Origin of the sequence: Embleya sp. NPDC020886, assembly GCF_044333915.1 — a bacterium.
Lineage (GTDB): Bacteria > Actinomycetota > Actinomycetes > Streptomycetales > Streptomycetaceae > Embleya.
Window position 1 is genome coordinate 380611 of the sequence record NZ_JBIRRX010000008.1, and the last position, 25748, is coordinate 406358.

Annotated in this window: 24 protein-coding genes, 1 pseudogene and 1 riboswitch; of the genes and pseudogenes, 10 read left to right on the forward strand and 15 right to left on the reverse strand. The window is 71.8% G+C overall.

The annotated features are described in order from the left end of the window. Window positions 1–40: 40 nt before the first annotated feature. Complete coding sequence (locus tag ACH4U8_RS27935; RefSeq protein ID WP_360316444.1) at window positions 41–952, forward strand: sugar ABC transporter permease; 912 nt, start codon at window positions 41–43, stop codon at window positions 950–952. After that, window positions 949–1881: a carbohydrate ABC transporter permease gene (locus ACH4U8_RS27940; RefSeq protein WP_379991094.1), complete on the forward strand. Its 933-nt coding sequence runs from the start codon at window positions 949–951 to the stop codon at window positions 1879–1881. Before ACH4U8_RS27935 ends, ACH4U8_RS27940 begins: the two co-directional genes overlap by 4 nt. 83 nt (window positions 1882–1964) lie before the next feature. Here ACH4U8_RS27940 and ACH4U8_RS27945 read toward each other — a convergent pair whose 3' ends face one another. Then, a complete protein-coding gene (locus ACH4U8_RS27945) occupies window positions 1965–2309 on the reverse strand; it encodes a cupin domain-containing protein (RefSeq protein WP_360316440.1) in 345 nt (114 codons plus the stop codon). Window positions 2310–2467: 158 nt separating this feature from the next. Here ACH4U8_RS27945 and ACH4U8_RS27950 point away from each other — a divergent pair, with 158 nt between their 5' ends. The 3 genes from ACH4U8_RS27950 to otsB are packed head-to-tail and all read left to right on the forward strand — an operon-like array spanning window position 2468 to window position 4373. Beyond that, entirely contained in the window at window positions 2468–2803 is a 336-nt protein-coding gene (locus ACH4U8_RS27950) for a DUF3263 domain-containing protein (RefSeq protein WP_360316438.1), read from the forward strand. Between the two features lie 12 nt (window positions 2804–2815). Continuing rightward, entirely contained in the window at window positions 2816–3505 is a 690-nt protein-coding gene (locus ACH4U8_RS27955; protein ID WP_395780937.1) for a LytR C-terminal domain-containing protein, read from the forward strand. A 10-nt stretch (window positions 3506–3515) separates the two neighbouring features. Further along, window positions 3516–4373 (forward strand): trehalose-phosphatase, encoded by an 858-nt coding sequence (otsB, locus tag ACH4U8_RS27960; protein ID WP_395780939.1) that lies wholly within the window; start codon window positions 3516–3518, stop codon window positions 4371–4373. Here the strand turns inward: otsB and ACH4U8_RS27965 are convergent. After that, window positions 4370–5701, reverse strand: coding sequence for a M14 family metallocarboxypeptidase (locus ACH4U8_RS27965; protein ID WP_395780941.1), 1332 nt, complete (start codon window positions 5699–5701; stop codon window positions 4370–4372). The genes otsB and ACH4U8_RS27965 overlap by 4 nt on opposite strands. Window positions 5702–6111: 410 nt before the next feature. Here ACH4U8_RS27965 and ACH4U8_RS27970 point away from each other — a divergent pair, with 410 nt between their 5' ends. Together ACH4U8_RS27970 and ACH4U8_RS27975 are read left to right on the forward strand one after the other, a co-directional pair. Continuing rightward, complete coding sequence (locus ACH4U8_RS27970; RefSeq protein WP_360316430.1) at window positions 6112–8226, forward strand: AAA family ATPase; 2115 nt, start codon at window positions 6112–6114, stop codon at window positions 8224–8226. 71 nt (window positions 8227–8297) lie between these two features. Next, window positions 8298–9014 (forward strand): metal-dependent phosphohydrolase, encoded by a 717-nt coding sequence (locus tag ACH4U8_RS27975; protein WP_360316428.1) that lies wholly within the window; start codon window positions 8298–8300, stop codon window positions 9012–9014. Between the two features lie 16 nt (window positions 9015–9030). Here the strand turns inward: ACH4U8_RS27975 and ACH4U8_RS27980 are convergent, their stop codons facing one another. Then, the gene (locus ACH4U8_RS27980; RefSeq protein WP_360316426.1) at window positions 9031–9300 is read right to left on the reverse strand and encodes a DUF4031 domain-containing protein; all 270 of its coding nucleotides are present in this window, start codon (window positions 9298–9300) and stop codon (window positions 9031–9033) included. 45 nt (window positions 9301–9345) lie between these two features. On the opposite strand from ACH4U8_RS27980, the gene ACH4U8_RS27985 reads away from it, so the two are divergent. Then, window positions 9346–9729, forward strand: coding sequence for a hypothetical protein (locus ACH4U8_RS27985; RefSeq protein WP_360316424.1), 384 nt, complete (start codon window positions 9346–9348; stop codon window positions 9727–9729). A gap of 257 nt (window positions 9730–9986) precedes the next feature. On the opposite strand, the pseudogene ACH4U8_RS27990 reads toward ACH4U8_RS27985, so the two are convergent. The 7 genes and pseudogenes from ACH4U8_RS27990 to thrC all read right to left on the reverse strand — a co-directional run. Beyond that, window positions 9987–10700 (reverse strand): annotated as a pseudogene (locus ACH4U8_RS27990) (ARPP-1 family domain-containing protein); the annotation flags it as partial. Beyond that, entirely contained in the window at window positions 10697–12202 is a 1506-nt protein-coding gene (locus tag ACH4U8_RS27995; protein WP_395780943.1) for a hypothetical protein, read from the reverse strand. The gene ACH4U8_RS27995 and the pseudogene ACH4U8_RS27990, both read right to left, overlap by 4 nt. A 284-nt stretch (window positions 12203–12486) precedes the next feature. Next, complete coding sequence (locus tag ACH4U8_RS28000; protein ID WP_395780945.1) at window positions 12487–12801, reverse strand: hypothetical protein; 315 nt, start codon at window positions 12799–12801, stop codon at window positions 12487–12489. Window positions 12802–12996: 195 nt separating this feature from the next. Continuing rightward, window positions 12997–14622, reverse strand: coding sequence for a chaperonin GroEL (gene groL, locus ACH4U8_RS28005; protein ID WP_020557825.1), 1626 nt, complete (start codon window positions 14620–14622; stop codon window positions 12997–12999). Window positions 14623–15139: 517 nt separating this feature from the next. Beyond that, on the reverse strand, window positions 15140–15343 hold the full coding sequence (locus ACH4U8_RS28010; protein ID WP_020557826.1) for a cold-shock protein: 204 nt from the start codon (window positions 15341–15343) through the stop codon (window positions 15140–15142). 421 nt (window positions 15344–15764) lie between these two features. Then, on the reverse strand, window positions 15765–16043 hold the full coding sequence (locus ACH4U8_RS28015; protein ID WP_395780947.1) for a ubiquitin-like small modifier protein 1: 279 nt from the start codon (window positions 16041–16043) through the stop codon (window positions 15765–15767). Further along, window positions 16040–17314 (reverse strand): threonine synthase, encoded by a 1275-nt coding sequence (gene thrC / locus ACH4U8_RS28020; RefSeq protein ID WP_360316414.1) that lies wholly within the window; start codon window positions 17312–17314, stop codon window positions 16040–16042. Before thrC ends, ACH4U8_RS28015 begins: the two co-directional genes overlap by 4 nt. 16 nt (window positions 17315–17330) lie before the next feature. Continuing rightward, a riboswitch (SAM riboswitch) is annotated at window positions 17331–17482 on the reverse strand. Window positions 17483–17674: 192 nt separating this feature from the next. On the opposite strand from thrC, the gene ACH4U8_RS28025 reads away from it, so the two are divergent. Further along, window positions 17675–18652 carry a glucosyl-3-phosphoglycerate synthase gene (locus ACH4U8_RS28025; RefSeq protein ID WP_360316411.1) on the forward strand — a complete coding sequence of 326 codons (978 nt, stop codon included), beginning with the start codon at window positions 17675–17677 and terminating at the stop codon, window positions 18650–18652. Between the two features lie 31 nt (window positions 18653–18683). On the opposite strand, the gene ACH4U8_RS28030 is transcribed toward ACH4U8_RS28025, so the two are convergent. Beyond that, window positions 18684–19625, reverse strand: a complete 942-nt coding sequence (locus ACH4U8_RS28030) for a hypothetical protein (RefSeq protein WP_395780949.1) — start codon at window positions 19623–19625, stop codon at window positions 18684–18686. Next, a complete protein-coding gene (locus ACH4U8_RS28035; protein WP_379992408.1) occupies window positions 19610–20014 on the reverse strand; it encodes a peptidase inhibitor family I36 protein in 405 nt (134 codons plus the stop codon). The genes ACH4U8_RS28030 and ACH4U8_RS28035 overlap by 16 nt, the downstream gene beginning before the upstream one ends. Before the next feature lie 205 nt (window positions 20015–20219). Between ACH4U8_RS28035 and ACH4U8_RS28040 the strand changes: the two genes are divergently transcribed. Continuing rightward, on the forward strand, window positions 20220–21686 hold the full coding sequence (locus ACH4U8_RS28040; RefSeq protein ID WP_360316403.1) for a trehalose-6-phosphate synthase: 1467 nt from the start codon (window positions 20220–20222) through the stop codon (window positions 21684–21686). 43 nt (window positions 21687–21729) lie between these two features. Here the strand turns inward: ACH4U8_RS28040 and ACH4U8_RS28045 are convergent, their stop codons facing one another. From ACH4U8_RS28045 to ACH4U8_RS28055, 3 genes are all read right to left on the reverse strand, one after another. Further along, a complete protein-coding gene (locus tag ACH4U8_RS28045) occupies window positions 21730–22908 on the reverse strand; it encodes an LPXTG cell wall anchor domain-containing protein (RefSeq protein WP_395780951.1) in 1179 nt (392 codons plus the stop codon). 43 nt (window positions 22909–22951) lie between these two features. Further along, entirely contained in the window at window positions 22952–23965 is a 1014-nt protein-coding gene (locus ACH4U8_RS28050) for a WxL protein peptidoglycan domain-containing protein (protein WP_395780953.1), read from the reverse strand. A gap of 329 nt (window positions 23966–24294) precedes the next feature. After that, window positions 24295–25683, reverse strand: coding sequence for a hypothetical protein (locus ACH4U8_RS28055; protein ID WP_395780955.1), 1389 nt, complete (start codon window positions 25681–25683; stop codon window positions 24295–24297). Window positions 25684–25748: the final 65 nt, after the last annotated feature.

A 25748-nucleotide genomic window follows, 5' to 3' on the forward strand; every position in this document is an offset into this window, starting at 1 on the left:
GTACCGGAACGTCCCAGCACCGAAGGAGGAGGACGGCCCCGTGGCCGAAACCGCCGTACGCAGAGCGCCCACCGTCATCACCAGAGTCAAGAAGACGCTGGCCCCGCTGCCGTGGATCGGCCCGGCCGTCCTCCTCATCGGCGTCGTGGTCCTGTGGCCCGTCGTGGTGATGGTCTGGAGCTCCTTCCAGCGCATCCGCCGCACCGGCGTCGTGGTGGGATCCAACGGCACCGACAACTACAAGAAGCTGTTCGACGAGCCGGACTTCGTGGCCGTGCTGTGGAACACCGTGGTCTGGGTGCTGGTGGTCGTCGCCATCACGCTCGTGTTGTCGCTGTTCCTGGCGCAACTGTTCAACCAGCACTTCCCCGGCCGGCGGTACGCCCGCTGGGCGATGATCGTGCCGTGGGCGGCCTCGGTCTTCATGACCGCCGTCGTCTTCAAGTGGATGCTGCACGAGACCCACGGCGCGATCAACACGCTCATGGTCGACCTGCACCTGATGGACGCGGGCAAGGACTGGCTCGGCAGGCCGTCCACGGCGATGCCGTGGATGATGGCGGTCGCGGTCTTCGTCTCGCTGCCGTTCACCACGTACACCCTGCTCGCCGGACTCCAGACGGTTCCCGGCGAGGTGTACGAGGCGGCGAAGATCGACGGCGCGTCCACCTGGCGCACCTACCTGTCGATCACGCTGCCGCTGCTCAAGCCCGCGATCCTGGTCGCGGTGGTGATCAACCTGATCAACGTCTTCAACTCGTTCCCGATCATCTGGGCGATGACCAACGGTGGTCCGGGCTACGAGACCGCGACGACCACGGTGTTCATGTACCAGCTCAAGGCGTCCGACATCGGGGAAAGCGCCGCGATGTCGGTGGCCAACTTCGCGATGATCATCATCCTGGTCGCGTTCTTCCTCGTTGTCAGCCGTAACAAGGAGACCGACCGATGAGCACGACCACCGCCGCCGGCCGTAAGCCGGGCGCCGGCGCCGCGAAGCAGCCTTCGGGCGCCTCGGGCGGCGGGAATGGGTCCGGGCGCAAGAAGTCCGTGCTCGGGGGCTCGAAGTACAGCCAGAAGCAGCTCTGGTTCGGTGCGCTCGCGTGGGTGATCGCGATCGTCTTCGTCGCGCCCTACATCGAGATGGCCATCACCGCGCTGCGACCCAAGGACGAACTGACCAGCGACGGCTACCTGCCGACGAAGTTCGAATGGGCCAACTTCGTCGACGTGTGGGACAAGTCCACACTCGGCGACAACCTCAAGATCTCGCTGCTGGTCGCCGGCATGTCCACGCTGCTCGTGCTGGTGGTCTCGCTGCCCGCGGCCTACTACACCGCGCGCAAGCGATTCCGCGGCCGAGGCGTCTTCCTGGGGCTCGTGCTGGTCACCCAGATGTTCCAGCCGACGTCGTTGCTGGTCGGGCTGTACCGGGAGTTCTACATCCTGGATCTGCTCGACTCGTACTGGGCGCTCGTGCTCGTCAACGGCGCGTTCAACCTGGCCTTCTCGGTGTGGATCCTGACCGCCTACTTCAGCGCGATTCCGGTCGAGCTGGAGGAGGCCGCGATGATCGACGGTGCCTCCCGTCTCGGGGCACTGCGTCGGGTCACGCTGCCACTGGCGATGCCGGGCATCGTCACGGCGGTCATCTTCACCTTCATCGCGGCGTGGAACGAGTTCACCGTCGCCCTGGTGCTGGTGACCACACCGGAGAAGCAACCGCTCACGGTCGGCATCAACAGCTTCCTCGGTGCCTACCGGGTCGAATGGCAGTACCTGTTCGCCGGTTCGGTGGTGGCGATCGTGCCCGTGGTGATTCTGTTCGCCTACATCGAGAAGCACGTGGTGTCGGGTCTGACCGCCGGGTCGGTCAAGTAGGTTCGGCCGGCTCCCGAAAGCACGAAGCCCACAGGTCTCGGGGCCTGTGGGCTTCGTCGCGTCCGGAGTCGGTGAAAGAGGGCCTACGGCAGGGTGATGTGGTACGCCTTGCGCAGCGTCTCGTGCACCGTCCACACCGTCTCGTCGCCCTCCTGGAGCACGCACGCGTCGCCCGGCCCGACCTCGATCGTCGCGCCGCCGCGGATCTCGATGGTGGCCCGACCGGAGACGACCACGAACAACTCGTTCGCCTCGGTGTCGGTCACCACGCCCGGGGTGATCTGCCAGATGCCGCGAATCTGCTTGCCGTCCTCGGATTCCCACAGGACCCGGCCCGAGACCTCGGGCGTGCCGGAGACGATCTGGGCCGGGTCGAGCGGGTCGGCTTCGAGCTCGGCGGCGGGGATATGGACGGCAAAAGTAGACATGCGGCGGAGCATATAGGTCTCTGTGTCGATCCCTTCCCTCGGGTGATTCACGGCTTTTCCGGCGAATCATCGCGCCGGTGCGGTGGTCCGTCGGCGCGGGCGGGCACAATGCCGAAAGCGGGTCGACGGGCCCGGGCGAGGTACCGAAGGGGTGACCGATGGGCGAGGAACACGACGCGCGGCCCGAGGTGCCCGTGATTCCCGGGCAGGGCGCGCCGGCGCACCCGCCCGAGTCGGTTCCCGCGGGCGGGCTGTCCGACCGGGACCGGGACATCCTCGAATTCGAGCGCCAGTGGTGGAAGCACGCCGGCGCGAAGGAACGCGCCGTGCGCGATCGTTTCGGTTTCTCCGCGACCCGCTACTTCCAGGTGCTGAACACCCTGCTCGACCGGCCGGAGGCCCTGGAGCACGACCCGATGCTGGTCCAGCGGCTGCGGCGGTTGCGCGAGGCCCGGCAGCAGGCCCGGTCCACCGTGCGCCGTCCCGGGCACTGAGGGGCGGGACGGGTGTTCGGGCGCCACCGGGACGAGTACGACGTCTTCGCCGGCTTCGGTCGGTACGGCCTGATCTGGACCAACGAGGACCTGGGGGCCGAGGAGGTCGAGGCGGATCCGGAGCTCGCCCCCGAGCGCGATGCGTTCGGCGGCCTGCGGCCCGAAGCCCTGCTCGCGTGGGTGCGCTCGCGGCGCGGGCTGCTCCCGGTGGCCGCGCTGACGGCGATCTGCGTCGTGGCCGGTGTGCTCGCGATCGGCCGGGACGAGCCCGCCTCCCGGGTGGCCGCGGACCGGGTCCGCCACAGCTTCGGGCCGGCGCCGGTCGCGGGCCCGGCCGGATCCGCCCGCCCGGTGCCGCCGGTCCGGGCGCCCGCGGCCCCGCGTGGTGCGCACGGCAAGGTGGTGCTGCTCGATCAGAGCAAGGTGCCGGCGCTCGCCAAGCGCATGGGCCGGCGGCTGGAGGCGGCGGGCTGGGAGGTCGCCGGCACCGACGTGTTCCGCGGCTCGGTCCCGGCCACCACCGTCTACCACCCCGTCGGGCAGGAGAAGCAGGCCCGCGCGCTCGCCGCCGCGCTGCCCGGGATCGGCCGGATCAAGCCGGCCTTCGGTGGCATCCCGCGGCATCGACTCACCGTGATCGTGGTCGACGACCAGGTGGTCCCGCTGGCCGATCGACTGCTCGGTTCGCTGACCACTGGGTAGGTTGGACGGCATGACCACGAACCGGTCCATGCTGCCCGAACCCACCACGACGGCCGGCCGAACGGGCCTTGCCGCGTTGCTCGGTGAGCCGGCCCGAGCGGTCGTCGCCCTCGACTTCGACGGCACCCTCGCCCCGATCGTCGACCGCCCGGACCAGGCCCGCGCGGATCTGCGCGCGGTGACCGCGCTGTCCCGACTGACCCCGCACCTGGCCGCGGTGGTGATCGTGACCGGCCGCCCGGCCGCGGTCGCCGTCGAGTACGGCCGCTTCCGCGGCGTGCCCGGACTCGAACAGCTCGTCGTGCTCGGACACTACGGACTGGAACGCTGGGACGCGGCGACCGGCCGGATCAGCGCGCCGGAGCCGCCGGCCGGGGTGCACGAGGTGCGCCTCGCGCTGCCCGGTCTGCTCCAGGCACTCGACCTGTGGGAGACCACCTGGGTCGAGGACAAGGGCAGCGCGCTCGCCGTGCACACCCGCCGCGCACCGGACCCGGACGCCGCGCTCGCGCTGCTGCGCGATCCGCTCGACGATGTGGCGGCGCGGCACGACCTGGCCGTCGAGCCCGGGCGCTACGTGCTCGAACTGCGCCCCCGGGGGATGGACAAGGGCCGCGCGCTGACCGGCTTCCTCAAGGAGAAGCAGGCCGGCTCGGTGTTGTTCGCCGGCGACGACCTCGGCGACCTCGCCGCGTTCGAAGCCGTCGAGGAAGTACGCCACCAGGGCACCGCCGGCCTCACCGTATGCAGCGGCTCGGCCGAGGTGCACGCCCTCGCCGAACGCGCCGACCTGATCGTCCCCGGCCCGGAGGGCGTCGCCGACCTGCTCACCGGCCTGGCCGACCACATCGCGCCGGACAGGGCCTAGACCGGCTCGGCGGGTGTGGGTGCCCGGTCGGGATCGGCCGGGCACCGTTCGGGGGTTGCCGTCGCGACCGCGAAGCGGGCCCGCGGATCCAGGAGCAACGCGACCATCGCGCCCGCCGGTTGCGCCGTCTCCACCCGCAGGTCGGGCTCCACCCGGACGCCGTGCTCGGCCAGCGCGGCGCGCGCGCTCGCATATCGATCCGGCGTCAGCCGATACGCGCACGGCATCGGCCCGACCGCGCCCAGGCCCGCCGGGACGTTGTCGGCCCCGGCGAAGTACACCGCTCCGCCGCCGCGCGCCGCCCGCTCCCGGGACGTGCGCACCGCCGCCGTGATCGCCTCGCCGCGTTCGGCGGCCATCCGCAGCGTGGCCTGCGCGGCCACCAGGTGCGCGGCCACCCGCCGCCGACCCAGCAGGCCCGGATCCGCGCGCTCCAGCGCCGAGACGGGCCGCGTGGCGACCTCGACCAGCACCGCCACCGCGTGGTCCAGCGCGGCCGCGTTGCGCAACAACCGCTCGTCCCCGTCGCCGCCGAGCGGCCGACCGGTGTCCTCCTCCCCGTAGACACCTGCCGCCCAACCCGCCGCGGGCAGTGCCGTGCCGATCCGATCGCGCGCCAACTCGACGGCCAAGGAACGCAGTTCGGGGGCCACGTTGAGATTGCGCGGCCACAGGTACAGGGCCGGCGTGGAGTTCGCCGTATCCGCCGGCACGGTGAACTCGTGCAGGTCGTGCACGATGTGCGGGCGCGCCTCGCGGAGCACCCGGCGGATCGCCCGCGCCTCGGGCGTGCTCACCGCCACGTGGTCCCGGTTGAGATCCACCCCCTCGGCGGTCGCCCGGGTGCCCGCCGCCGATCCGTCCGGATTGGGCGTGGCCAGCACCAACACGGTGACGCGCTCCAGCAGCCGACGTCCCGCCGGCGAGCGGTCGGCGGCCAGGTCCCGGATCAGCTTCAGGCAGGACTCCCGACCGGCCGGCTCGTCGCCGTGCTGGCCGCAGACGAACAACACCCGGACCGGCTCGGCCACCGAGCGGGTGCCGGCCACGGTGATCAACTCCAGCGGCCGGCCGCGCGTGCTCGTGCCGACCCGGGTCACGGTGACCCGGGCGGCGCCCCAGCCGGCCCGCTCCGGGCCCGGCGCCGCCGCGACCAGGTCGCGCAGGTAGTCCCGCTCCTCGGCGAGGGTGGTCCACAGCGTGCCACCGCGCCGCTCGAACCCGGTCGGCACCCGGCCGGCGCGCCCACCGCCCACCGGGGTCGGTGCGAGCACGACCCCGGCCACCAGCGCCATCGCGAGCACCGTCCGCGTCGCCCACACCCGCATCCCGACCCCATCCCCTCGTGCCCACCAGGACAGCCACCCGCCTCGCCGCGCCACACCCACACGCCGCACCGCGCGCAGCCACGCACCGGGCCGCGCTCCGCCGCGTCCCCCACCTCACCGCGCCACGCGCCACACCACACCGACCCGGCCGCGTTCGCGCGGTTCGCACATCGGGAACCGAGCATGGCGCGGCAAAGGCGGTTGATGGCAGAGCCGGACTGGCCTAGGCTCGCTCATTCCGCTGTCCCACCCAGTGCAGTGATCGGGAACCGTCTTCGGCGCCCGGCACCGGTGGGCCGCGCGGGCCGCCGCCTTCGGGCACCCGGCCCGCGCCCTTCGCAGGGGCGCACCAGGACGTGGCATCGCACACGGCCGGGCTCCGATTTGTCGCCGCCTCGAACCGGAGAGTCATGTCCGCGCCCGCCACCACCGGCCCCGCCCTGCCCACTCCCGACCCGCTCGGTGTCGAACGCGCCTACCTGGACGCCTCCCGCGCCGCCCTGCGCCGGATGCGCGAGGAGACCGAGGCCCTGGACCTGCGCGACGTCGGCGCCACCGCCGTCGCCAACGAGACCGCCCAACACCTGATCGCCAAGCGCATCGCCGCACTCGCCGACCACGCCGGCTCGCCGCTGTTCTTCGGCCGGGTCGACGGCCGATTCGCCGACGGCGTCGAGGGCGTCGAACCGGCCGAGGTGAGCGCCGACCCGAGCAAGCCCGTCGAGTCCTTCTGGATCGGCCGCCGACACGTCCACGACGAACTCGGTGACCCGATGGTGGTGGACTGGCGCGCCCCGCTGTCCCGCGCGTTCTACCGGGCCAACCGGGCCGAACCGCTCGGCGTCGAACTGCGCCGCCGCTTCGGCTGGACGACCGGCGAACTGACCGCGTTCGAGGACGAGCACCTGACCGACCCGGACGAGGCCGACACCGCGAGCGGCATCCTCGCGGCCGAGATCGAGCGCCCGCGCATGGGCCCGATGCGCGACATCGTGGCGACCATCCAGCCCGAGCAGGACGAGATCGTCCGCTCCGACCTGGGCCGCACGCTGTGCGTACAGGGCGCGCCCGGCACCGGCAAGACCGCCGTCGGCCTGCACCGCGTGGCCTGGCTGCTGTACGCCTACCGGGACCGCCTCGCCCGCAGCGGCACCCTGGTGGTCGGCCCGAACCGGTCCTTCCTCGACTACATCCAGCAGGTACTGCCCGCCCTCGGCGAGATCGAGGTCGGCCAGACCACCGTCGAGGACCTGGTCACCCGCACCTCCAAGATCAAGGTCCGGGCATCGGACGAGGCCGTGTCCGGCACGATCAAGGGCGACGCGCGGATGGCCGAGGTGCTGCGCCGCGCGGTGTGGTCCGGCCTGAGCGCGCCGACCGAGTCGGTGGCCGTGGTCCGCGACTCGCGCACCTGGCGGCTCCCGGTCCACGAGGTCGAGGACCTGGTCACCGCGCTGCGCACCCGCGACGTGCGCTACGGCGCGGCCCGCGACATGCTCCGGCAACGCATCGCACACGCGCTGCTGACCAAGATGGAGGAGCGCGGCGAGTCCCCGGACGACCGGGTCCAGGACGCGGTCGCGCGCAGCCGACCGGTCAAGGCCGCGGTGGACGCGATGTGGCCGGCGGTGGACCCGCTCAAGCTGGTGTTCCGCCTGCTCGGCGACGCCGACTTCCGGGCCGCGTGCGCGGACGGCGTGCTCAGCGCCGAGGAACAGGCCGCGATCGGCTGGGCCACGCCGCCGCGCGGCGTGGGATCCGCCCGCTGGACCATGGCCGACGCGGTGCTCGTGGACGAGACCGCCGACCTGCTCTACCGCACCGGTGGCTACGGGCACGTGGTCATCGACGAGGCGCAGGACCTGTCCCCGATGCAGTTGCGGGCGGTGGGTCGGCGCTGCTCCACCGGCTCGGCCACCGTGCTCGGCGACATCGCCCAGGGCACCACGCCGTGGGCCACCCCCGGCTGGACCCAGACGCTGCGGCACCTGGGACACGAGGGAGCCAGGATCGAGGAGCTGACCCGGGGCTTCCGAGTGCCGCTCCAGATCCTGGAGTTCGCCAGTCGGTTGTTGCCGCTGATCGCGCCGGGCCTGGCGCCCGCGTCCTCGGTCCGCCAGGCGGCGGGCGCCCTGGAACTGCGCCCGGTCCCGGCCGACGAACTGGCCCTACGATCCGCCCGGGCGGCGATCGAACTGCTCGACCACGAGGGCTCGATCGGGCTGATCTGCGCCGACGCACGGGTGCCCGAGGTGGCCGCCGCACTGCGTGCGGACGGCGTCGCGCACCGGGTCCTGGGCACGGACGACGCCGACCAGGCCCGGATCAGCGTGGTACCCGCGTCGCTGGCCAAGGGCCTGGAGTTCGACCACGTCGCGGTCGCCGAACCGGCCGAGATCGTCGACGCCGAGGCCCAGGGACTGCGCCGGCTCTACGTGGTGCTCACCCGCGCGGTGTCCGGCCTGATCGTGCTGCACGCCCGCCCGCTCCCGGAACCGCTGGCGGCCCCGGCCGTCGCCGGCTGATCGGGCCGGGAACGGCCGGCGAACGGCGGGTGATCGACATGCGATCGGCATCCAATACGAGTGAACCGCGTGTGTCGAACCGGTTGGTGGTCGGCTTCGCTCGCTCGTTCTGCCATGCTGGCCGGGTGGAACGCATCCAGGAGTCCGCGACCGTGACGCTGCGGGACCAGTGGGCCCGGCTCGTCGGTGGGCACGCCGAGGCCGGCGCCGTCGTCGAGAGCCTGCTGGCACGCTATGCCGAGCCGCACCGCCGCTATCACGACACCGACCATCTGCGCACCGTGCTCGACCTGATCGGCGAGCTGGCCTACGAGGCCGACGACGTCGACGCGGTGATGCTCGCCGCGTGGTTCCACGACGCGGTCTACGACCCGGCCCGGGCCGACAACGAGGAGCGCAGCGCACGGCTGGCCGAGCGCGGCCTGCGCGAGGCGGGCGTGGCGCCGGACCTGGTCGCCGAGACGGCGCGCCTGGTCCGGGTGACCGCCGAGCACGCGCCCGGCGAATCCGACCACAACGCGCACGTGTTGTGCGACGCGGACCTGGCCATCCTGGCCGCCGACCGCGAGCGCTACGAGGCGTACACGGCGGCGGTCCGCGAGGAGTACGCGTTCGTCCCCGACGAGGCGTTCCGGGCCGCCCGCGCCGCGGTGCTGCGCGACCTGATGTCGCTGCCCCGGCTGTTCCACACCCGACTGGGCGCGGCCCGGTACGAGGAGGCGGCCCGCTACAACATGCGCGCCGAGCTGGAGCGCCTGGAGGGCACCATCCCGCGCCAGCAGTCCTGACCCGCCGTCGACCCGGTCAGCGCGGACGGTAACGCTTGCGTTGCCGCAGCCCCGCCGCGGTCAGCCGGGTCACCAGTTCCCGACTGGAGACCGGCTCGGCCCCGTTCGCCAGCGCCCGGGCGTACAGGTCGGCCGGAACGTCGTAGTGATCGCGGTCGAACGCGCGTTCCGGCGCGCCGAGTTCGCGTGCGAACGCGTGCAGCTCGGCATGCGAGACGTCGCTGACGAGGTGCGACCACAGCCGCCCGCGTCCGGGCCAGGCCGGGGGATCGATGAGGAGAGCCACGCGGTCGATTCTCGTATACGTCGCGATCACGCACACTTGTGGACCATGAGCAAGGATCCCACCGACGTCGCCCTGTTGACCGCCCGCGCCCTGGTCCTGGCCGATCTGCGCACGCACGGCGTCGAGACCCCCGAGACGGTGACCGTGGTCGAGCACGCCCTGGTCGAGCGCAAGTGGTGGGTCGAGCAGTGGCCCGACGGCGCCGCGTACGTCCCCGGACTGATCGGGCAGGACGTCCAGGAGGCGCTCGCCGAGAACGGCACGGTGTGGCCGCCGTGCCCTCGGCACGACGACCACCCGCTCTACCTGGAACCCGAGCTGGGCGAGGACCCGCACTGGGTGTGCGAACGAGACGCCGAGGCGATCGCCCCACTCGGCGGCCTCACCGCGACTCGGCCGCCGAACGAGCGCGCGGTCAACGACGCGTAGATCGGCCGATCGCCGCCCAGCGCATACGCGCCGACCAGCCGCTCGCTCGCGGCCCGACCCACGGTGACCCCGGCATGCGTGTGCTCCGGGACCAGCGCCACCGGGTGCGCGTCGGCGTCGCCCAGGGTGTGCTCGGCACGTCGCTGCTCCTCGGCGTCGGCGGCCCGCAGCGCCTCGGCGAGCACGTCGTACGGGTCCCCGGCCGCCGCGCTGTCGCCCCAGGGCAGGTGCAGCACGGTCCGGCTCGGCGGCGGATCGCTCTGATCGTGCAGACCGTGGCGGACCGCCTCCGCGCCGTAGCAGGACCTGATCAGCGGCTCCCACATCGCCGACCAGTAAGCCCGCGAGGGCGCCCGCTCGATCCCGGCGATCTCGCCGTCGAGCAGCACCACCGCGCCCACCTGATCCTCGACGCACTCGAACTCGGCGACGAAACGTTCGAGTTCGAGCGCGAAGTGCTTCAGGAACAGCACCAGGTTCCCGGTCTCGGCGAGGCCGGAGGAGGCGTTGAAGCGCTGGACGGCCGACCACAACCGGCTGTACCCGTCCGCGTCCGCACCGGCCGAGGCGGCGGCCCGCAGCGCGAGCGGCAACACCGCCAGCGGCTGCGGCCCCTCCGGGATCAGCCCGGCCTGGGTCTGCTGCACGCACATCGCCGCGTCGAACGCGAGCCGATCCGAGGGCTCGACCAGCGCCGCCCTGGGCATCGCGTGGTCCTGCGCGCTGCGCTCGACGATCACCGCGAGATGGCACGGGACCAGCGCGACGTGCGGCGTGTGATTGACGAAGGTGAGCGTGCCGTAGTTGCTCGTGCCGATCCACAGATCGGTCGGGAGCGCGACGGTGGGCGCGTCGCACGTGTCGCCGAGCAGCGGCAGCACCTGCATGCGGCCGACGCTCTGCACCGGGCCGAGGGTGCAGCCGGCCAGCAGCTCGCCGATCGGCAGCGGGGCGTGGGCGATGGTGTTCATCCGGTCACCTCCAGGTGGGCCAGGCGCAACAGGGCGGGTACGGCGGCGGCCGGATCGATGGTCAACATCAGCCGGCACCAGGCGAGTTCGAGCGCTTCGGGACGATGGACGGGGGCGAGCGGCAGGTCCGGCGCGTAGCCGCGCAGACCGGTCGCCTCGGCCGCGAGCACGGGCGAGAGCTGGACCACGGGCACCGCGATGCCCAGGGTGTGGGCCGCGTCGAGCACCTGTGCGAACCGCCCGGCGGGCGCGTTCTCGTAGCCGTCGCCGATCACCACGATCAGCTCGGCACCGGTGCGCAACGCGGCGACCAGGGCCTCGGCCGCCGAGGTGGCCCCGGCGGGCCGCACCAGTCGGCCGTCCGGGACGCCGCCGATCCACACGTCGTGGCACTCGGCCGCCGCCGCCCGCAACGCGTCGCGCAGCGCGAGCACGGTCGCGATCGGCCGCAGCGGCTGGTCGAGGCCGCCGCGCATCGACGCGGATCCGTCCAGCACCAGGGCGATCCGGCGGTCGGCCAGGTCGAGCCCGGCCGCACCGGCGGCGGCCCGCCGATCCAGCGCCGCGGCCAGGTCGTCGGTCATCCCGGTGGCGAACGCGTACAGGTAGAGCCGGACCGCGTCGTAGCGGTCCAGGTCGACCTCGACCTCGACGCCCGCGCGCTCGGCGTGCCGCTGCCTGGCGAGCCGCTGACCCGCGGTCAGTCGCTCGGCGGTCAGCTCCAGCACGCGCGCCGGCTTCTCGTTCGGATGAAATCGGCCGCGCAGCCCTTCGAGCGTCTCGAACGGCAGCGCGGCGCCCGCGGCCAGGTCGGTACGGGCGGCCCGATACGCGACCGGGAGCGGCAGCGTGTACGGGCCGTCGGCGCCGAGCACGAACGCGACGCACTCGCGCGCGAGCGCCGGATCCGCCGCCCAGCGGTCGATCTCCCGGGCCAGGATGCGCTGTTCCTTGGCATCGAGCCGTGCGCCGGCGAGCAGCCTGGTCAGGATCGAGCGCAGGATGCCGCTCATCCGCAGCCCCCACGCGTGCCGCAGCGCGTCGGCGAGCTTGTCCCGGTAGCGCACCGACCACAACTCCAGCGATGCGGAGCCCAGGACGGTGCGCAGGATCAACCGGCGCACCCGGGCGTTGTTCACCCGCCGCTCGGCCAGCAGACCGAACAGCTTGAGCCGACGCGGCACGGTCAGCGCGGCGACCGCGTCGTACACGGCGGTGCCGTCGTCCTCGTGGGCCGGCGTATCCAGCAGGTGCAACACGCCGAGCTGCCGGCTGCGGTCGGTGGCCCCGGGGGAGCACACGAGACCGGCGTACAGGCGGCGGTCCAGCGCGACCATCGCGCGGTGCGCGTCCTGCTCCAGCGCCAGTTGCTCGTCGCGGGTGTTGTAGAAGGAGGCCCGCCCGGTCGCGGCCACCGCGACGTCCAGAAAACGAACGACGGTGGCGGCGGCCTCGGCACGGGCCGGATGGTCGGCGCTCAGGGCGCGCAGGATCTCGGTCATCGGAAGGCTCCCCCGTGGGCACCCGGGGTAGGTCGCGGGTCCGGTATGTGGTCCCCGGATCAACCGTGGGACCGCTTCCTACCGATGGGAAACGGCTCTGTACGAACACGCAGTTCCCCGGGTGCAATGGCGTGCGACCGCGGGCAGGTCACGGGTCCCGGACAGGGATTCGAACCCCAAGCACCCCGAAAGCGCTTGTACGCCAAGACAGAAGGAACACGTAGTTCCCGCGGTCGCATCACGAGCCTACGAGCGAGTGACCGCCGATGCCGGCGAATATCGGCTCAGCGGGGGAAGTCCGAGGTGTCCAGGTCGATCCCGAAGGGTTCGGGGATCCTGATCGTTTTGCCGTATGCAACGTGAAGGAACCGTCGGTACTGTCCACCATCGGGTTCGGAGAACAGGGTTACGGACGGTCCTGTGGGATCCCAGCGGTCGACGACCGGTTCGTGCCCGTGTAGGGGTGGTGGCGACATCGTGATGTTCTCTCCGTCGAACTCGGCGCGCCGGCCTTCGGGCACGTCCAATCCCTGCCACATGGTCACGATTTCGCGCCAGGCGACGCCCACATCGATCCCGGGTGCGGTCGTCTCGTCCACCTCGCCTACCTCGATCCAGGCCGTACCAGAACGACGCCATGGCCGCCCGGAGACCATTTCAGGGTAAGTCGCCACCCCCACTCGAACGAGCGAACACGGCTCGAACACGCGGAAACGCGAACGAGGCGGCCCCCCGAAGGGGACCGCCTCGTTCGTCGAACGACCGGCCGTGTGGGTCTGGCGACCCTCAGCGGATCAGAAGTCCATGCCGCCCATGTCCGGAGCGCCGCCGGCCGGGGCCGGGTTCTTCTCCGGCTTGTCGGCGATGACGGCCTCGGTGGTCAGGAACAGCGCGGCGATCGACGCGGCGTTCTGCAGCGCGGAACGGGTGACCTTCGCCGGGTCGATGATGCCCTCGGCGATGAGGTCCACGTACTCGCCGGTCGCGGCGTTGAGGCCGTGACCCGGGGTCAGGTTGCGCACCTTCTCCACAACCACGCCGCCCTCGAGGCCGGCGTTGACCGCGATCTGCTTGAGCGGGGCCTCGACGGCCAGGCGCACGATGTTCGCGCCGGTGGCCTCGTCGCCGTCCAGCTCGAGCTTGTCGAACGCGATGGTGGACGCCTGGAGCAGGGCCACGCCACCACCGGCGACGATGCCCTCTTCGACGGCGGCCTTCGCGTTGCGCACCGCGTCCTCGATGCGGTGCTTGCGCTCCTTGAGCTCGACCTCGGTCGCGGCACCGGCCTTGATGACCGCCACGCCGCCCGCGAGCTTCGCCAGGCGCTCCTGGAGCTTCTCGCGGTCGTAGTCCGAGTCGGAGTTCTCGATCTCGGCGCGGATCTGGTTGACCCGACCCGCGACCTGGTCCGAGTCACCGGCGCCGTCGACGATGGTGGTCTCGTCCTTGGTGACGACGACCTTGCGGGCGCGGCCGAGGAGTTCGAGACCCGCGGTGTCGAGCTTGAGGCCGACCTCCTCGGAGATGACCTGGCCACCGGTGAGGATGGCGATGTCGCCGAGCATGGCCTTGCGACGGTCGCCGAAGCCCGGGGCCTTGACGGCGACGGACTTGAAGGTGCCGCGGATCTTGTTGACGACGAGCGTGGCCAGGGCCTCGCCCTCGACGTCCTCGGAGATGATCATGAGCGGCTTGCCCGACTGCATGACCTTCTCCAGCAGCGGGAGGAGGTCCTTCACCGAGGTGATCTTCGAGTTGACGATGAGCACGTAGGCGTCTTCGAGGACGGCCTCCATGCGCTCCATGTCGGTCGCGAAGTACGGCGAGATGTAGCCCTTGTCGAAGCGCATGCCCTCGGTGAGCTCGAGCTCGAGACCGAAGGTGTTGCTCTCCTCGACGGTGATGACGCCTTCCTTGCCGACCTTGTCCATGGCCTCGGCGATCATCTCGCCGATCAGGGGGTCAGCGGCGGAGATCGAGGCGGTGGAGGCGATCTGCTCCTTCGTCTCGACGTCCTTGGCAAGCGCGAGAAGCTGCTCGGAGACGGCCTCGACGGCCTTCTCGATGCCACGCTTGAGGGCCATCGGGTTCGCGCCGGCGGCCACGTTGCGCAGGCCCTCGCGAACGAGCGCCTGGGCGAGGACGGTCGCGGTCGTCGTACCGTCACCGGCGACGTCGTCCGTCTTCTTCGCGACCTCCTTGACCAGCTCGGCACCGATCTTCTCGTACGGGTCCTCGAGCTCGATCTCCTTGGCGATGCTCACACCATCGTTGGTGATGGTGGGCGCACCCCACTTCTTCTCGAGCACGACGTTGCGGCCCTTGGGGCCCAGCGTGACCTTGACGGCGTCGGCGAGCTGGTTCATCCCGCGCTCGAGGCCGCGGCGCGCTTCCTCGTTGAACGCGATGATCTTGGCCATGTGGTGAAGTCCTCCCAGAACGGGGGTGAGTGCCGGACCGCACTGGCGCCCGCGACGGACGACCCGACCACCGCGAGGATCCCTCCCTCACGGGTGCCGAGCCTCACCGGCCCGGTCCGTTTCTGTCACTCTCACATCCAGAGTGCTAACGCCAATGATTAGCACTCGACCATGCCGAGTGCAAGCGCAACGGCGGGTCCCGACCCCTCCGCGCGTACCCCCGCGCGTGTCGCACGTGGGGCCGGGTCCGGCGGGGTCGCGCCCACCGTGATCGCCCGCGCGACGGGGAGCCCGCGCGCCGGGGGCCGGATGCGGGCACGGGCCCGGACGCACAACGACCGGGGCCCGGCCCCCGCGTGGCGGGAAGGCCGGGCCCCGGTCACCGATCGAACCCGATCCGCCGATCCGACGAGGGATCGGCGGGGAGAACGGGAGATCGGACAGGATGTGTGCTGCGGTGTGTCGTGCAGTCCGTGGTGTGGACCGTTTCAAGCAGAGGAGCGGATTGCTCCCTGGTTCAGGCGGTGACGCGGACCATGTCGGCCTGCGGCCCCTTCTGCCCCTGCGAGATCTCGAACTCGACTCGCTGCCCCTCCTCGAGCGTCCGGTACCCGTCCATCTGGATCGCGCTGTAGTGGACGAAAACGTCCGCACCACCGTCGACCGCGATGAAGCCGTACCCCTTCTCCGCGTTGAACCACTTGACGGCGCCCTGAGCCATTCCTAACTCCCCTGTTACTGGCCCTTTCACGGATACTGCACGTCGCAGCTCCGGGTTCGTATCCAGAAGGACCCGGCCTTCCGCTACGACCGCGGCTGAATGTATCCGGACGGATGCCCGGAGCAACAGGTCAATCGGACGACAATTCCCGAGTGAATAAAACTCGCATTCCTCGCGAATTGTCATGAAGGCCGTATTTCAATTCATCAGGAAAGCGACTTTGCGCACAAAACGGATGTGATCCCGACCACGGGTTTACCGACGCGTCGCCGCCAAAGCGCGGAAATGGACCTGTTTAAACACGTGTAACGCACAACTTCGAGGAGACCAAGAAATCCGCCGCCCGGAGCCCCGGACGGCGGATTTCTCGGTTCCGTTTCGGGCCCGACTCGATGAAGATCGGGACCGTCGGCCTATCGCGTCAGCAACCGCCGGCGACCGCCGGGATGATCGAAACGGTGCCCTTGTCGGGGATCGCCGTGGCGAGCCCGTCCGCGAAGCGCACATCCTCGTCGTCCACGTACAGATTCACAAAGCGACGCAGCTTGCCCTCGTCGTCGAGGATGCGCGCGCGAATTCCGGTGTGGTCCTTTTCCAAGGCATCCAGAACCTCGGCGAGGGTCGTCCCCTCGGCGGACACCTCGGCCGCCCCGCCCGTGTAGGTGCGCAGGATCGTCGGGATGCGAACGGAGACGCTCATGCCAGGCCGGCCTTTCGGAAGGAATCCAGAGTGGGTCGAATGGTCGCGGTGGCGCCGGTGGTCGGCGTGACCGCGTCCAACGTCTTGAGGCCGTCGCCCGTGTTGAGCACGACCGTCTCGGCGTCCGGGTCCAGCGCGCCGGACGCGAGCAGCTTGCGCAGGCAACCGACGGTCACGCCGCCCGCCGTCTCGCCGAAGATGCCCTCGGTGCGCGCCAGCAGCTTCATCGCCTCGACCACCTCGGCGTCGGTCACGTCCTCCACCGCGCCGCCGGTGCGCTTGCACACGTCCAGCACGTAGGGGCCGTCGGCCGGGTTGCCGATCGCGAGCGACTTGGCGATCGTGTCCGGCCGCACCGGGCGGATCACGTCGTGGCCGGACTTCCACGCGGCGGCCACCGGGGAGCACCCGGTCGCCTGCGCGCCGAAGATCTTGTACGGCGCGTCCTCGACCAGGCCGAGCGCGATCAGCTCGCGGAAGCCCTTGTCGATCTTGGTGAGCTGCGAACCGGACGCGATCGGGATCACGATCTGCTCGGGCAGTCGCCAGCCGAGCTGTTCGGCGATCTCGTAGGCGAGCGTCTTGGAACCCTCGCCGTAGTACGGCCGCAGGTTCACGTTGACGAAGCCCCAGTCCTCACCGGCCGGGTCGCCGATCAGCTCCGAACAGAACCGGTTGACCTCGTCGTAGGTGCCTTCGATGGCGACCAGCTCGCCGCCGTAGACGGCCGCCGTGACGACCTTGCCGGCCTCCAGGTCGGCCGGGATGAACACGCAGCTCCGCAGGCCCGCCCGAGCGGCGGCGGCACCCACCGCGCCGGCCAGGTTGCCGGTGGAGGAGCAGGAGAGGGTGGTGAAACCGAAGGTGCGGGCGGCCTCGACGGCGATCGCGACCACGCGGTCCTTGAAGGAGTGCGTCGGGTTGCCCGAGTCGTCCTTGACGTGGAGCTTCGCGATGCCCAGCTCGCGGCCCAGGTTCTCGGCCCGGACGAGCTTGGTGAAACCGGGGTTCAGATTGGGGCGGGAGGCGACGTCGGCCGAGACCGGCAGGAGCGGCGCGTAACGCCAGATGTTCTGCGGGCCGGCCTCGATCTGCTCGCGCGTCACGGTGCCGAAGTCGTAGGCGACCTCGAGCGGGCCGAAACAGGACTCGCAGGCGTACTTCGGGCCGAGTTCGGTGCGTTCGCCGCACTCGCGACACGACAGCGCGACGGCCGGACCGAAGGGGGTGGAGGTGGCGCTGGTGGAGCGGGTGGCGGTGGGTGTCGCCATGGCGAGGGCCTTTCTGTCCTCATCTTTACCCGTGGGGTCCCACGGGCCGGACTTGGCACCTGTCCGACCGCCGGCGCTCGCTCGCGCCGAAAGCGCGTCACGAGGAATGACGATCGGATGGTTGCCGGGGCTTCAACGGGCCGTTCCCTCTGCCCCTCTGGATGAGCTGCTATGGCGGTGGACACACCCTTCGCAAGGTGGCCGGTCCGCGTTTGTCCGGCTCGACGTGCGATCGTCGTATCCGGTGACGACGACTGTAACCGAACCGGTGCCGCGTCGATCATCCGGTCCACCTCGCGAGACGATAAAGGGTGGCCGCGACCGAGGCCGGAACACCGGCGACGACAGGGGAATTCGAACGTGCAGCCCGAGGTGAGCGCCTGGCTTCGACGACGGTCCTCCGTCGCCGCCGACTGGCCCGTCGACAAGCTTCTTGACGCCAAACGCGACACCCGGGTCAGCGTCGTCCTGCCCGCGTTGAACGAGGCGGCGACCGTCGGGGACATCGTCAAGGTGATCCGGACCGAGCTGATCGAGCGATCGCCGCTGGTGGACGAGCTGGTGGTGGTCGACTCCGGATCCACCGACGACACCGGCAGGGTCGCCGCCGACGCGGGCGCCCGGGTCGTGCACCGCGACGACATCCTGCCCACGCTGGCGACCGTGCGCGGCAAGGGCGAGGTGTTGTGGCGCTCGCTCCTGGTCACCGACGGCGACATCGTGGCGTTCGTGGACGCCGATCTGAAGGACTTCTCGGCGGACTTCGTCACCGGGATCCTGGGCCCGCTGCTGACCGACCCCTCGGTGCAACTGGTCAAGGCCATGTACGACCGGCCGCTGGAGATCGGCGACACGATCGTGCCCGCGGGCGGCGGCCGGGTCACCGAATTGGTCGCACGCCCGCTGCTGAATCTGCATTGGCCGGAACTCGCCGGTTTCGTCCAGCCGCTCGGCGGCGAATACGCGGCCCGGCGCTCGCTCCTGGAACAGTTGCCCTTCCCGTGCGGCTACGGCATCGAGACCGCGATGCTCGTGGACACCCTGCGCCTGGTCGGCCTGGACGCGATGGCCCAGGTGGATGTGGGCGTGCGCCGACACAGCCACCAGGACGAGGCCGGACTCGGCCGGATGGCGGCGGAGATACTCCAGGCCGTCGAGCGTCGACTGCGCCGCGGCCCCACGGGCGCGCACCCGGACGAGCTGAGCACCGCACTGACCCAGTTCGAGCGGGACGAGGAGGGTTTCCGGCTGCGTACCCACGACGTCGCGGCCCGGGAACGGCCGCCGATGACGACCGTTCCCGAGTACCGCGCGCGGACCCGCCTGGTCGACCGCTGAGGGCGATTTCCGGCCGGCCGCCGGACAGGGCCTAGTCGCCCAGCACCGCGCCGACCCGGCGGGCGCACTCCTCCTCGTTCGCCCGCACCCGGGCCAGCGCCACCGCCTCACGCTCGATCGCCTGCCGCTGATAGGCCACGTCGACCGCGTACCAGGTGCCCGCCACGTCGTACTGCGTCTTGCAGGCCACCGTCGCCCTCGCCGCGGCGATCTCGCGCGCGCTCGGTGTGGGCGTGTCCCACGCCGGATCACCGCCCGCCGCCAACGGGTCCGGGTAGTCGAACCCCCTCGCGCGCATGCAGGTCGACCACTGCGCCAACACCCGAAGCACCCGGGGATCGGCCCGCGATCGCTCGAACGACTCCACGTCGAGTCGACCCGGCAGCGCCGCGCGCTCCAGCGCCGGATCCACGCCCAGCGCGAACCGCGCCCGGCCCAGGCAGCCCGGCCCCGGCCGATCGCGGCCCTCGGTCGGATCCGGCGGCACCCCGTCCGCGCCCGCCTCGCCGTACAGCGCCACCGCCAGCTCCCGGCTCGGCGCCGGCCCGCTCGGCTTGTCCGTACCGCCGGCGACGGCGCCCGGCGGCCGAAAGCCCCAGGTGCCAACCTCGACCGCGTCGCCCACGCCGTACCGGCGCTCGGTGCGCGACTTCGACACGGGCCCACCGGCCGCGGCCGGCGGCGCCTGGTAGGTCAGGCCCAGCGGGGCCAGGCAGTCCCGGATCAGCACCAGCTCGGCCGAGGCCCGCCGGGCACGCTGCTCCGGGGTCGGCAGGTAGGCCGCGATCGGCAGGTCGAGCCCGCTCACGTCGCCGGTCACCGGGGTCGCCGCCGGCGGCGGGGCGCCCGACGCGCGGTCGGCCGCGGGTGGGTGGTCGGCGCGGTCGCCGGCCCCGGTGCAGCCGGCCAGCGCGAGGCACAGCAGCGCGATCGTGGCCGGCGCGTGGCGCGGGCGCCCTACTGCGCGGTCCAACTGCCCGACGCGTTGTTGTTCTTCAGCGCCGGGTCGAGATTGGCCGTCGACTTCGGGCCGATCTCCTGCATCGGACCTTGATAGTTGCTGCCGTAGTAGATCCGCAGCACGTGCGTCGGGTCGTTGTTCCACACCGACGCGGCGTGGTTCTTCACCGGCACCCCCGTGCCGCTGCCGCCGTCCGGGGAGCGCATGAACGTGTAACCGGCGTAGTTCGACAGGTTGTACCGATGGTCGAAACGCGCGCCCTTGGTGTTCGAGTTGTAGTACAGACACGCGTCCCCGTCGTTGCACGCGCCGTCCCCTTCGGCGACCGCCGGCGTGGCGCCGGCCGCGAGGACCAGCGCGGCGGCCACGGCGCCCGCACCGAGCCCACGATTGCTGCGCATATCCGATTCCCCCTTGCCCCGTTGCCCGCATGCCCGAGGTGCCGGGCCCGTCGCATGCGAGTGGGATCGGCCCGACGAGTCAAGAGAAAGCACACCCTCGCTACTCCCGGTAATGACATGGACACGTGATACTCGCCACACCGTTCGGGTCGGGGGCGCGATCGGGCCGGGTTTGCGCACCGGGATGCGTGGCTAGGGTCGGGGCATGAGTGCTCCCCCTCCCGCCGGTGTCCTGGTCGCGTCCAATCGTGGTCCCGTGTCCTTCTCACTGGAGGACGACGGCACGCTCTCGGTGAGCAGAGGCGGCGGCGGACTGGTGTCCGGGCTGTCCACCGCCGGGCAGGGGACCGGCGCCGTATGGGTGTGTTCGGCGCTCGGCGAGGCGGACCGGACCGCGACCCGGGCGGCGCCCTCGGGCCGGCTGGATCTCGCCGGTCACGACACCGGCGGCCTGGCGGTGCGGATGCTCGACATCGACCCGGGCACCTTCGCCCGGGCGTACAACGCCATAGCGAATTCGACGTTGTGGTTCGTCCACCACCTGCTCTACGACACCCCGTCCAAGCCGGTCTTCGACGCGCGCTTTCGCAAGGAGTGGGTCTCCTACGAGGCGTACAACCAGGCGTTCGCGCAGGCGCTGGCCGACGAGGCCGCCGAGGGCGCCAAGGTGGTCGTGCAGGACTACCACCTGACCCTGGTGCCGGTGCTGCTGCGCCGACTGCGCCCGGATCTGCGGATCGGGCACTTCGCGCACACCCCGTGGGCACCGCCGGACTACTTCCGCCTGCTGCCCGACGACATCGCGCGGTTCGTCCTGGAGGGCGTGCTCGGCGCCGACCACGCGGGCTTCCAGACCCGGCGCTGGGCGCTCGCCTTCCTGGACTGTTGCGCGGACGTGCTCGGCGCGGTGGTGGACCGGGACGCGATGACCGTCACGCACGCCGGCCGGGTGACCGAGATCGGCGTGCACGGCCTGGGTGCGGACGGCGAGTTCCTGCGCGAGCGGGCGTCGCGTGCCGACGTGGACACCCGGCTCGCCGGACTGCGCGAGGTGGTCGGCGATCGGCGGGTGATCGTCCGGGTGGACCGGACCGAACTGTCCAAGAACATCGTCCGGGGCCTGCTGGCCTATCGCGAACTGCTGCGCACCCGACCGGAATGGCTCGGTCGGGTGGTGCACGTCGCGTTCGCCTATCCCTCCCGGCACGACCTGCCGGAGTACCGCGAGTACACGGCGGCGGTGCAGCGGGTGGCCAAGGAGATCGACGACGAGTTCGGGACCGGCGACTGGCAGCCGCTGATCCTGCACGTCAACGACGACTTCCCGCGCTCGCTGGCGGCGTACCGGCTGGCCGACGTCGCGTTGGTGAACCCGATCCGGGACGGGATGAACCTGGTCGCCAAGGAGATTCCGGTGGTCTCGCTGCTGGACGAGGCGCACGGGGGTTGCGCGCTGGTGCTCTCGCGCGAGGCCGGCGCGTTCGAGGAACTGGGCGCGGACTCGATCGTGATCAACCCGTTCGACGTGTCGCAGACCACCGAGGCGCTGCACACCGCGCTCACGATGGACTCCGCCGAGCGGCTGCGGCGCACCAGGCGGCTGGCCGCCGCAGCGGTCGCGCTGAACCCGCAACAGTGGTTCCTGGAGCAACTGGACGCGCTGGGCAAGTAGTCGCCCGCGCCCGTCGGTCGAGCCGGCGGGCGCGGGCGACTGCCTAGGGCGTGTTGTTGCGGCGGCGGCGCGTGGTCAGTACGGCGGCCGTGCCGGCGCCGACCAGGGTGACGCCGAGGACACTCGCGCCGACCAGGCCGGCCGGTCCGGTCAGCGGCAGGCTGCCGCCGCCGGACTTGCCCGCGTCGCCGCCGCTCGTGCCGCTCGTGCCGCTCGTGCCCGCGGCGGTGCCGCCGGTCGAGCCGCCGCCGGTGGTCGCGGCGCCGGTCGTGCCGGTGCCCGAGGTGCCGCCGGTGGTGCCGGCGGACCCGCCGGTCGTGCCCGATCCGGTCGTGCCCGAGCCGCCCTTGAAGGAGACCTTGACGAACGCGTCCTGGCTGCGGTCGGGCGAGCCGTGCGCGGCCATGGTCAGCACGTAGCACTCGGTCTTGAGGCAGTCGACGTCCTTGCCCGCGCCGTTCTTGTACGTGGCCTTGACGTCGGTGAGGGTGGCGGAGAACGTGCCGTCCGGGTTGATCCCGCCCGGACCGAACGCCTTGAGCCACTTCGACGCGCCGTAGTTGCCCGCGTTGGTGGTCCAGTCGGCCTCCTTGGGGCCGAACACCACGTAGATCCCGTTGCCGCTGCCGGCCGCGTAGCCGGAGCCGGAGACCGTGATCGACGCGCCGGCCGGGTCGAGGCCGGTGCTCGGCGTGACGGTCAGCTTGGCGCCGCCGGCCGCCGCCTGCGGGGCGGCCTGCCCGAGTTGGGCCGGGGCCGCCGGTGCGGCGGCGCGCAACGATCGGGGAGTGCCGCCCGGTGCCGGTGCGGCGAAGGTCACCGCGACCTTGGCGGTCGGCCCGCCGTCGACGCCGACCCGGACCTCGAACGCGGGTGCGTCCGGGGCGAATCCGGTGCCCACCCGCAGCGGCGTCGCGACGACGCCCTGCCCGTCGGCGGCGAGCGTGCGGCTGCCCGCCCGGTCGACGGTGTCGCCGGCGTACAGCGCGACGGTGACCCGGGCGCCGGGGGTGAAGCCGCGCCCGACGACGGTGATCTCGTCGCCGGCCGGGGCCAGCGCGGTGTTGCGCGAGGCGGTCGCGGTGGGCGTGGCCGGGCTCTCGGCGCGGGTGTCGGCGGATGCGGCCGAGGCGCCGGCGGCGGCGCCGAGCACGCCGGCGGCGGCCAGGCCGAGCACGGCGGCCGAGCCTGCGGCGCGACGAAGGCGGTGGGAGGTGTGCATGTCGGCTCCTGGTGGATCGGGGCGGCGACGCGACGGCGGGTGCTCAGCCGGTCGGGTCGGCGGTGACTTCGGTGGGGGAGGCGGCGTCCTTCGCGAGGGCGGCCTCCTTTTCGGTGGCGACGCGCCGGCGGCGACGGAGCACCGTCACGCCGTAGGCGATCAGCGCGCCGAGCAGCAGCGTGATCGCGCCCAGCAGCAACCACGGCGGTGCCCATACGCTCGTCGACTTCGTGGTCACGGTCGCCGGGTTGCCGGTGACCTTGACGTCCGCGGTGAGTCGCCCGGCCGGGAAGACACCGTCGAAGCGCTGGACCACCTCGTGCGTGGCTCCCGGCAACAACTCGGGCAGGGCGGCTCGGGCGGGGCCGCCCAGTCGCCAACCACCGAGCCCGGAGACGGTGGTCTCGACCCCCGCCGTGGTGCGGACGTTGCCGGTGTTGCGCACCCGGTAGCGCACGACCGCCTCGGCGCCGCCGAACATCGCGATCGGGTTGTCGTACGACAGCCGCAGGTCCTCGATCGCCAGTCGCGGCACGGCGGGGCCGTCCACCCGCAGGTAGATCCGGGCACCGACACGCCGGTCCACGTCGAACCGCTGCTGCCCGGGACCGGTCGCCTCGGCCTTGATCGAGGCGACGATGGCGCCGGTGTGGTCACCGGGGCTCGCGTCCGCCGGGACGGTCAGCCGGAACGGGATGTCCGCGCGCTTGCCCGGCTCGACCGTGTACGACTCGGCGTCGAAGCCGATCCACGCGCCGACGTCCTTCGGCCGTTCGGCGGCGGTCAGCAGGGTCATTCCGCCGTCGGCGGCGAGCACGGCGTCGGTCGCGTACACGCGCAGCGTCAGCGGCTTGTCGCCGAAGTTGGACACGCCGACCACGTCGACCAGGGTCCGGCCCGGCGCGGCGGACAGGACGAAGTGGTCGCGCCCGCCTGCCGGTTGCACGCCCCAGGTGAACTCGTCGGCGGCTTGGGCGGGGGTGGCGGAGGCCAGGAGGGGGAGCAGGAGGGCTAGGAGGGCCAGGAGGGTGGGCAATGGGCGGGCGGCGGGGCGCATGGGGGGTGGCTCCTTTGTTGGGCGCCTTCGGCGCCGGCTCGCGAGGCACCACTTTTTCTCTCCCCCGCCGGCGCTCCTCCGAGAAAAAGTGGCCCCTCGCTCGTGACTTCGTGTCCCTTCGCTTCGCTACGGGTCACGAAGTCAAAGTTCTGCGGCTCCGCCGCTCTCCGCGCTGCGCGCGTCGATCACCGGGGGCGGGCTGGGTCGGGGGCGCTGACGCGCCGGGGGGTGCGGCGCGGGGTGGGTGTGGTGCGTGGGGGTGGGGCGGGGCCGTCCCCCGACGGGTTGGGGTCGGGGGACGGGTGTCGCTGTTCCTGGGGGCGCCGGGGTCAGATCAGCGTCAGCGTCAGGGTGCCGGTGTAGGTGCCGGGGACGGTGATGCCGGGGACGCCGAGCTTGAGGGCGCCGCCGCATTCGAAGGAACCGGCGCCGGCGCCCGCGGCCGACGAGCACAGGGTGCGGGGCTGTCCGAGGCCGGTGCCGGGCTCGGCCTTGGCGCCCGGGGTGACCTGCGGTGCGGTGCCGCCGGTGGGCAGGGTGCCGGTGACGGACTTCGCGGTGGGGGTCCAGCCGAGGTTGTCGCCGACGATCCGGCCGCCGGTGGCGGTCAGGTCACTGGCCTGGCCGGTGAGCGTCCAGCCCGCGTTGGTGCCGCGGGCGTCGGAGACGGTGAGCGGGTTGAGCGCGCCGCTGGTGAAGGCGTCCTTGCCGTTGAGCGTGACGCCCGGGAGTGCGACGTCGGTGCCGCCGACGCCCAGGGTCAGCGGGCCGCCCTGCACGTCGGTGGTGATCACCTGGTAGCCGGTGCCGGGGCCCGGCGGGACGGTCACGGCCTTGAACGCGACCGGCAGGAAAGTGTCCTGGCTGCGGTCGGGCGAGCCGTGCGCGGCGAAGGTGACCACGTTGCACGTGGTGACCGAGCAGTCGGTGTCGACGCCGTTCGCGTTCTTGTACTTGGCCTTCATGTTGTCCAGCGTCAGCGTGAAGCTGCCGTCGGCGTTCAGCTTGGCCTGGCTCGGCGAGGACGGAGCGGTGCGCACCCACTTGGTCGCCTGGTACGGCGCCGGGTTGGTGTTCCAGTCGGCGCCCTTGGGACCGAAGGCGACGTAGATGCCGTTGCCGCCGTCGCGGACCGGGTCGAAGCCGGTGCCGGTGACGGTGAAGGTCTGCCCGGCCGGGTCGGCTCCGCTGACCGGGGTCACCGCGAGCTTGGGCGCGGCCGGCGTGTTGTTCTTGAACGCGACCGGCGTGAAGGTGTCCTGGCTGCGGTCGGTCATGCTGGCGCCGTGCGCGGCGAAGGTGACGACCCGACACTCCTGCTTGAGGCAGTCCACCTCCTTGCCGTTCCCGTCGGTGTACTTCGCCTTGACGTCGAGCGTCGTGGTGAAGGCGCCGTCGGCGCTCATCTTGCTGCCCGCGACCCACGCCTGGGCGCTGTAGGCCCCCGCGTTGGTGTAGTAGTCGTCGATCTTGGGACCGAACAGGACGTAGACCCCGTTGCCGGAGTTGCGCACCTTGTCGAATCCCGTGCCGTTGACGGTGATCGTGGCGCCGTCCGGGTTGATGTCGACGTTGGGCGACACGCTCACGGACGGGGTTCCGGCGGCCTGCGCGGGCGAGGCCAGGCTCACGCCGGCCATCGCCAGCGCGGCGGTCGTGCCTATCGCACCGAAGCGGATCAAGCGGTTCGCGGGCTGGGGCCGCGCTCCGTTCGTCATCCTTGGCTCCTCCATCTGGCAGTGTGCACAGGGCGGCGCCCGGACCTATTAGCGGTAGGTCCGGG

Excerpts from the sequence above, each read along its gene's own strand:
- ACH4U8_RS27940 (WP_379991094.1), top strand. The coding sequence starts at position 949 with ATGAGCACGACCACCGCCGCCGGCCGTAAGCCGGGCGCCGGCGCCGCG.
- ACH4U8_RS27945 (WP_360316440.1), bottom strand. The coding sequence starts at position 2,309 with ATGTCTACTTTTGCCGTCCATATCCCCGCCGCCGAGCTCGAAGCCGAC.
- ACH4U8_RS27950 (WP_360316438.1), top strand. The coding sequence starts at position 2,468 with ATGGGCGAGGAACACGACGCGCGGCCCGAGGTGCCCGTGATTCCCGGG.
- otsB (WP_395780939.1), top strand. The coding sequence starts at position 3,516 with ATGACCACGAACCGGTCCATGCTGCCCGAACCCACCACGACGGCCGGC.
- ACH4U8_RS27965 (WP_395780941.1), bottom strand. The coding sequence starts at position 5,701 with ATGCGGGTGTGGGCGACGCGGACGGTGCTCGCGATGGCGCTGGTGGCC.
- ACH4U8_RS27970 (WP_360316430.1), top strand. The coding sequence starts at position 6,112 with ATGTCCGCGCCCGCCACCACCGGCCCCGCCCTGCCCACTCCCGACCCG.
- ACH4U8_RS27985 (WP_360316424.1), top strand. The coding sequence starts at position 9,346 with ATGAGCAAGGATCCCACCGACGTCGCCCTGTTGACCGCCCGCGCCCTG.
- ACH4U8_RS27995 (WP_395780943.1), bottom strand. The coding sequence starts at position 12,202 with ATGACCGAGATCCTGCGCGCCCTGAGCGCCGACCATCCGGCCCGTGCC.
- groL (WP_020557825.1), bottom strand. The coding sequence starts at position 14,622 with ATGGCCAAGATCATCGCGTTCAACGAGGAAGCGCGCCGCGGCCTCGAG.
- ACH4U8_RS28010 (WP_020557826.1), bottom strand. The coding sequence starts at position 15,343 with ATGGCTCAGGGCGCCGTCAAGTGGTTCAACGCGGAGAAGGGGTACGGC.
- ACH4U8_RS28015 (WP_395780947.1), bottom strand. The coding sequence starts at position 16,043 with ATGAGCGTCTCCGTTCGCATCCCGACGATCCTGCGCACCTACACGGGC.
- thrC (WP_360316414.1), bottom strand. The coding sequence starts at position 17,314 with ATGGCGACACCCACCGCCACCCGCTCCACCAGCGCCACCTCCACCCCC.
- ACH4U8_RS28035 (WP_379992408.1), bottom strand. The coding sequence starts at position 20,014 with ATGCGCAGCAATCGTGGGCTCGGTGCGGGCGCCGTGGCCGCCGCGCTG.
- ACH4U8_RS28040 (WP_360316403.1), top strand. The coding sequence starts at position 20,220 with ATGAGTGCTCCCCCTCCCGCCGGTGTCCTGGTCGCGTCCAATCGTGGT.
- ACH4U8_RS28045 (WP_395780951.1), bottom strand. The coding sequence starts at position 22,908 with ATGCACACCTCCCACCGCCTTCGTCGCGCCGCAGGCTCGGCCGCCGTG.
- ACH4U8_RS28050 (WP_395780953.1), bottom strand. The coding sequence starts at position 23,965 with ATGCGCCCCGCCGCCCGCCCATTGCCCACCCTCCTGGCCCTCCTAGCC.
- ACH4U8_RS28055 (WP_395780955.1), bottom strand. The coding sequence starts at position 25,683 with ATGACGAACGGAGCGCGGCCCCAGCCCGCGAACCGCTTGATCCGCTTC.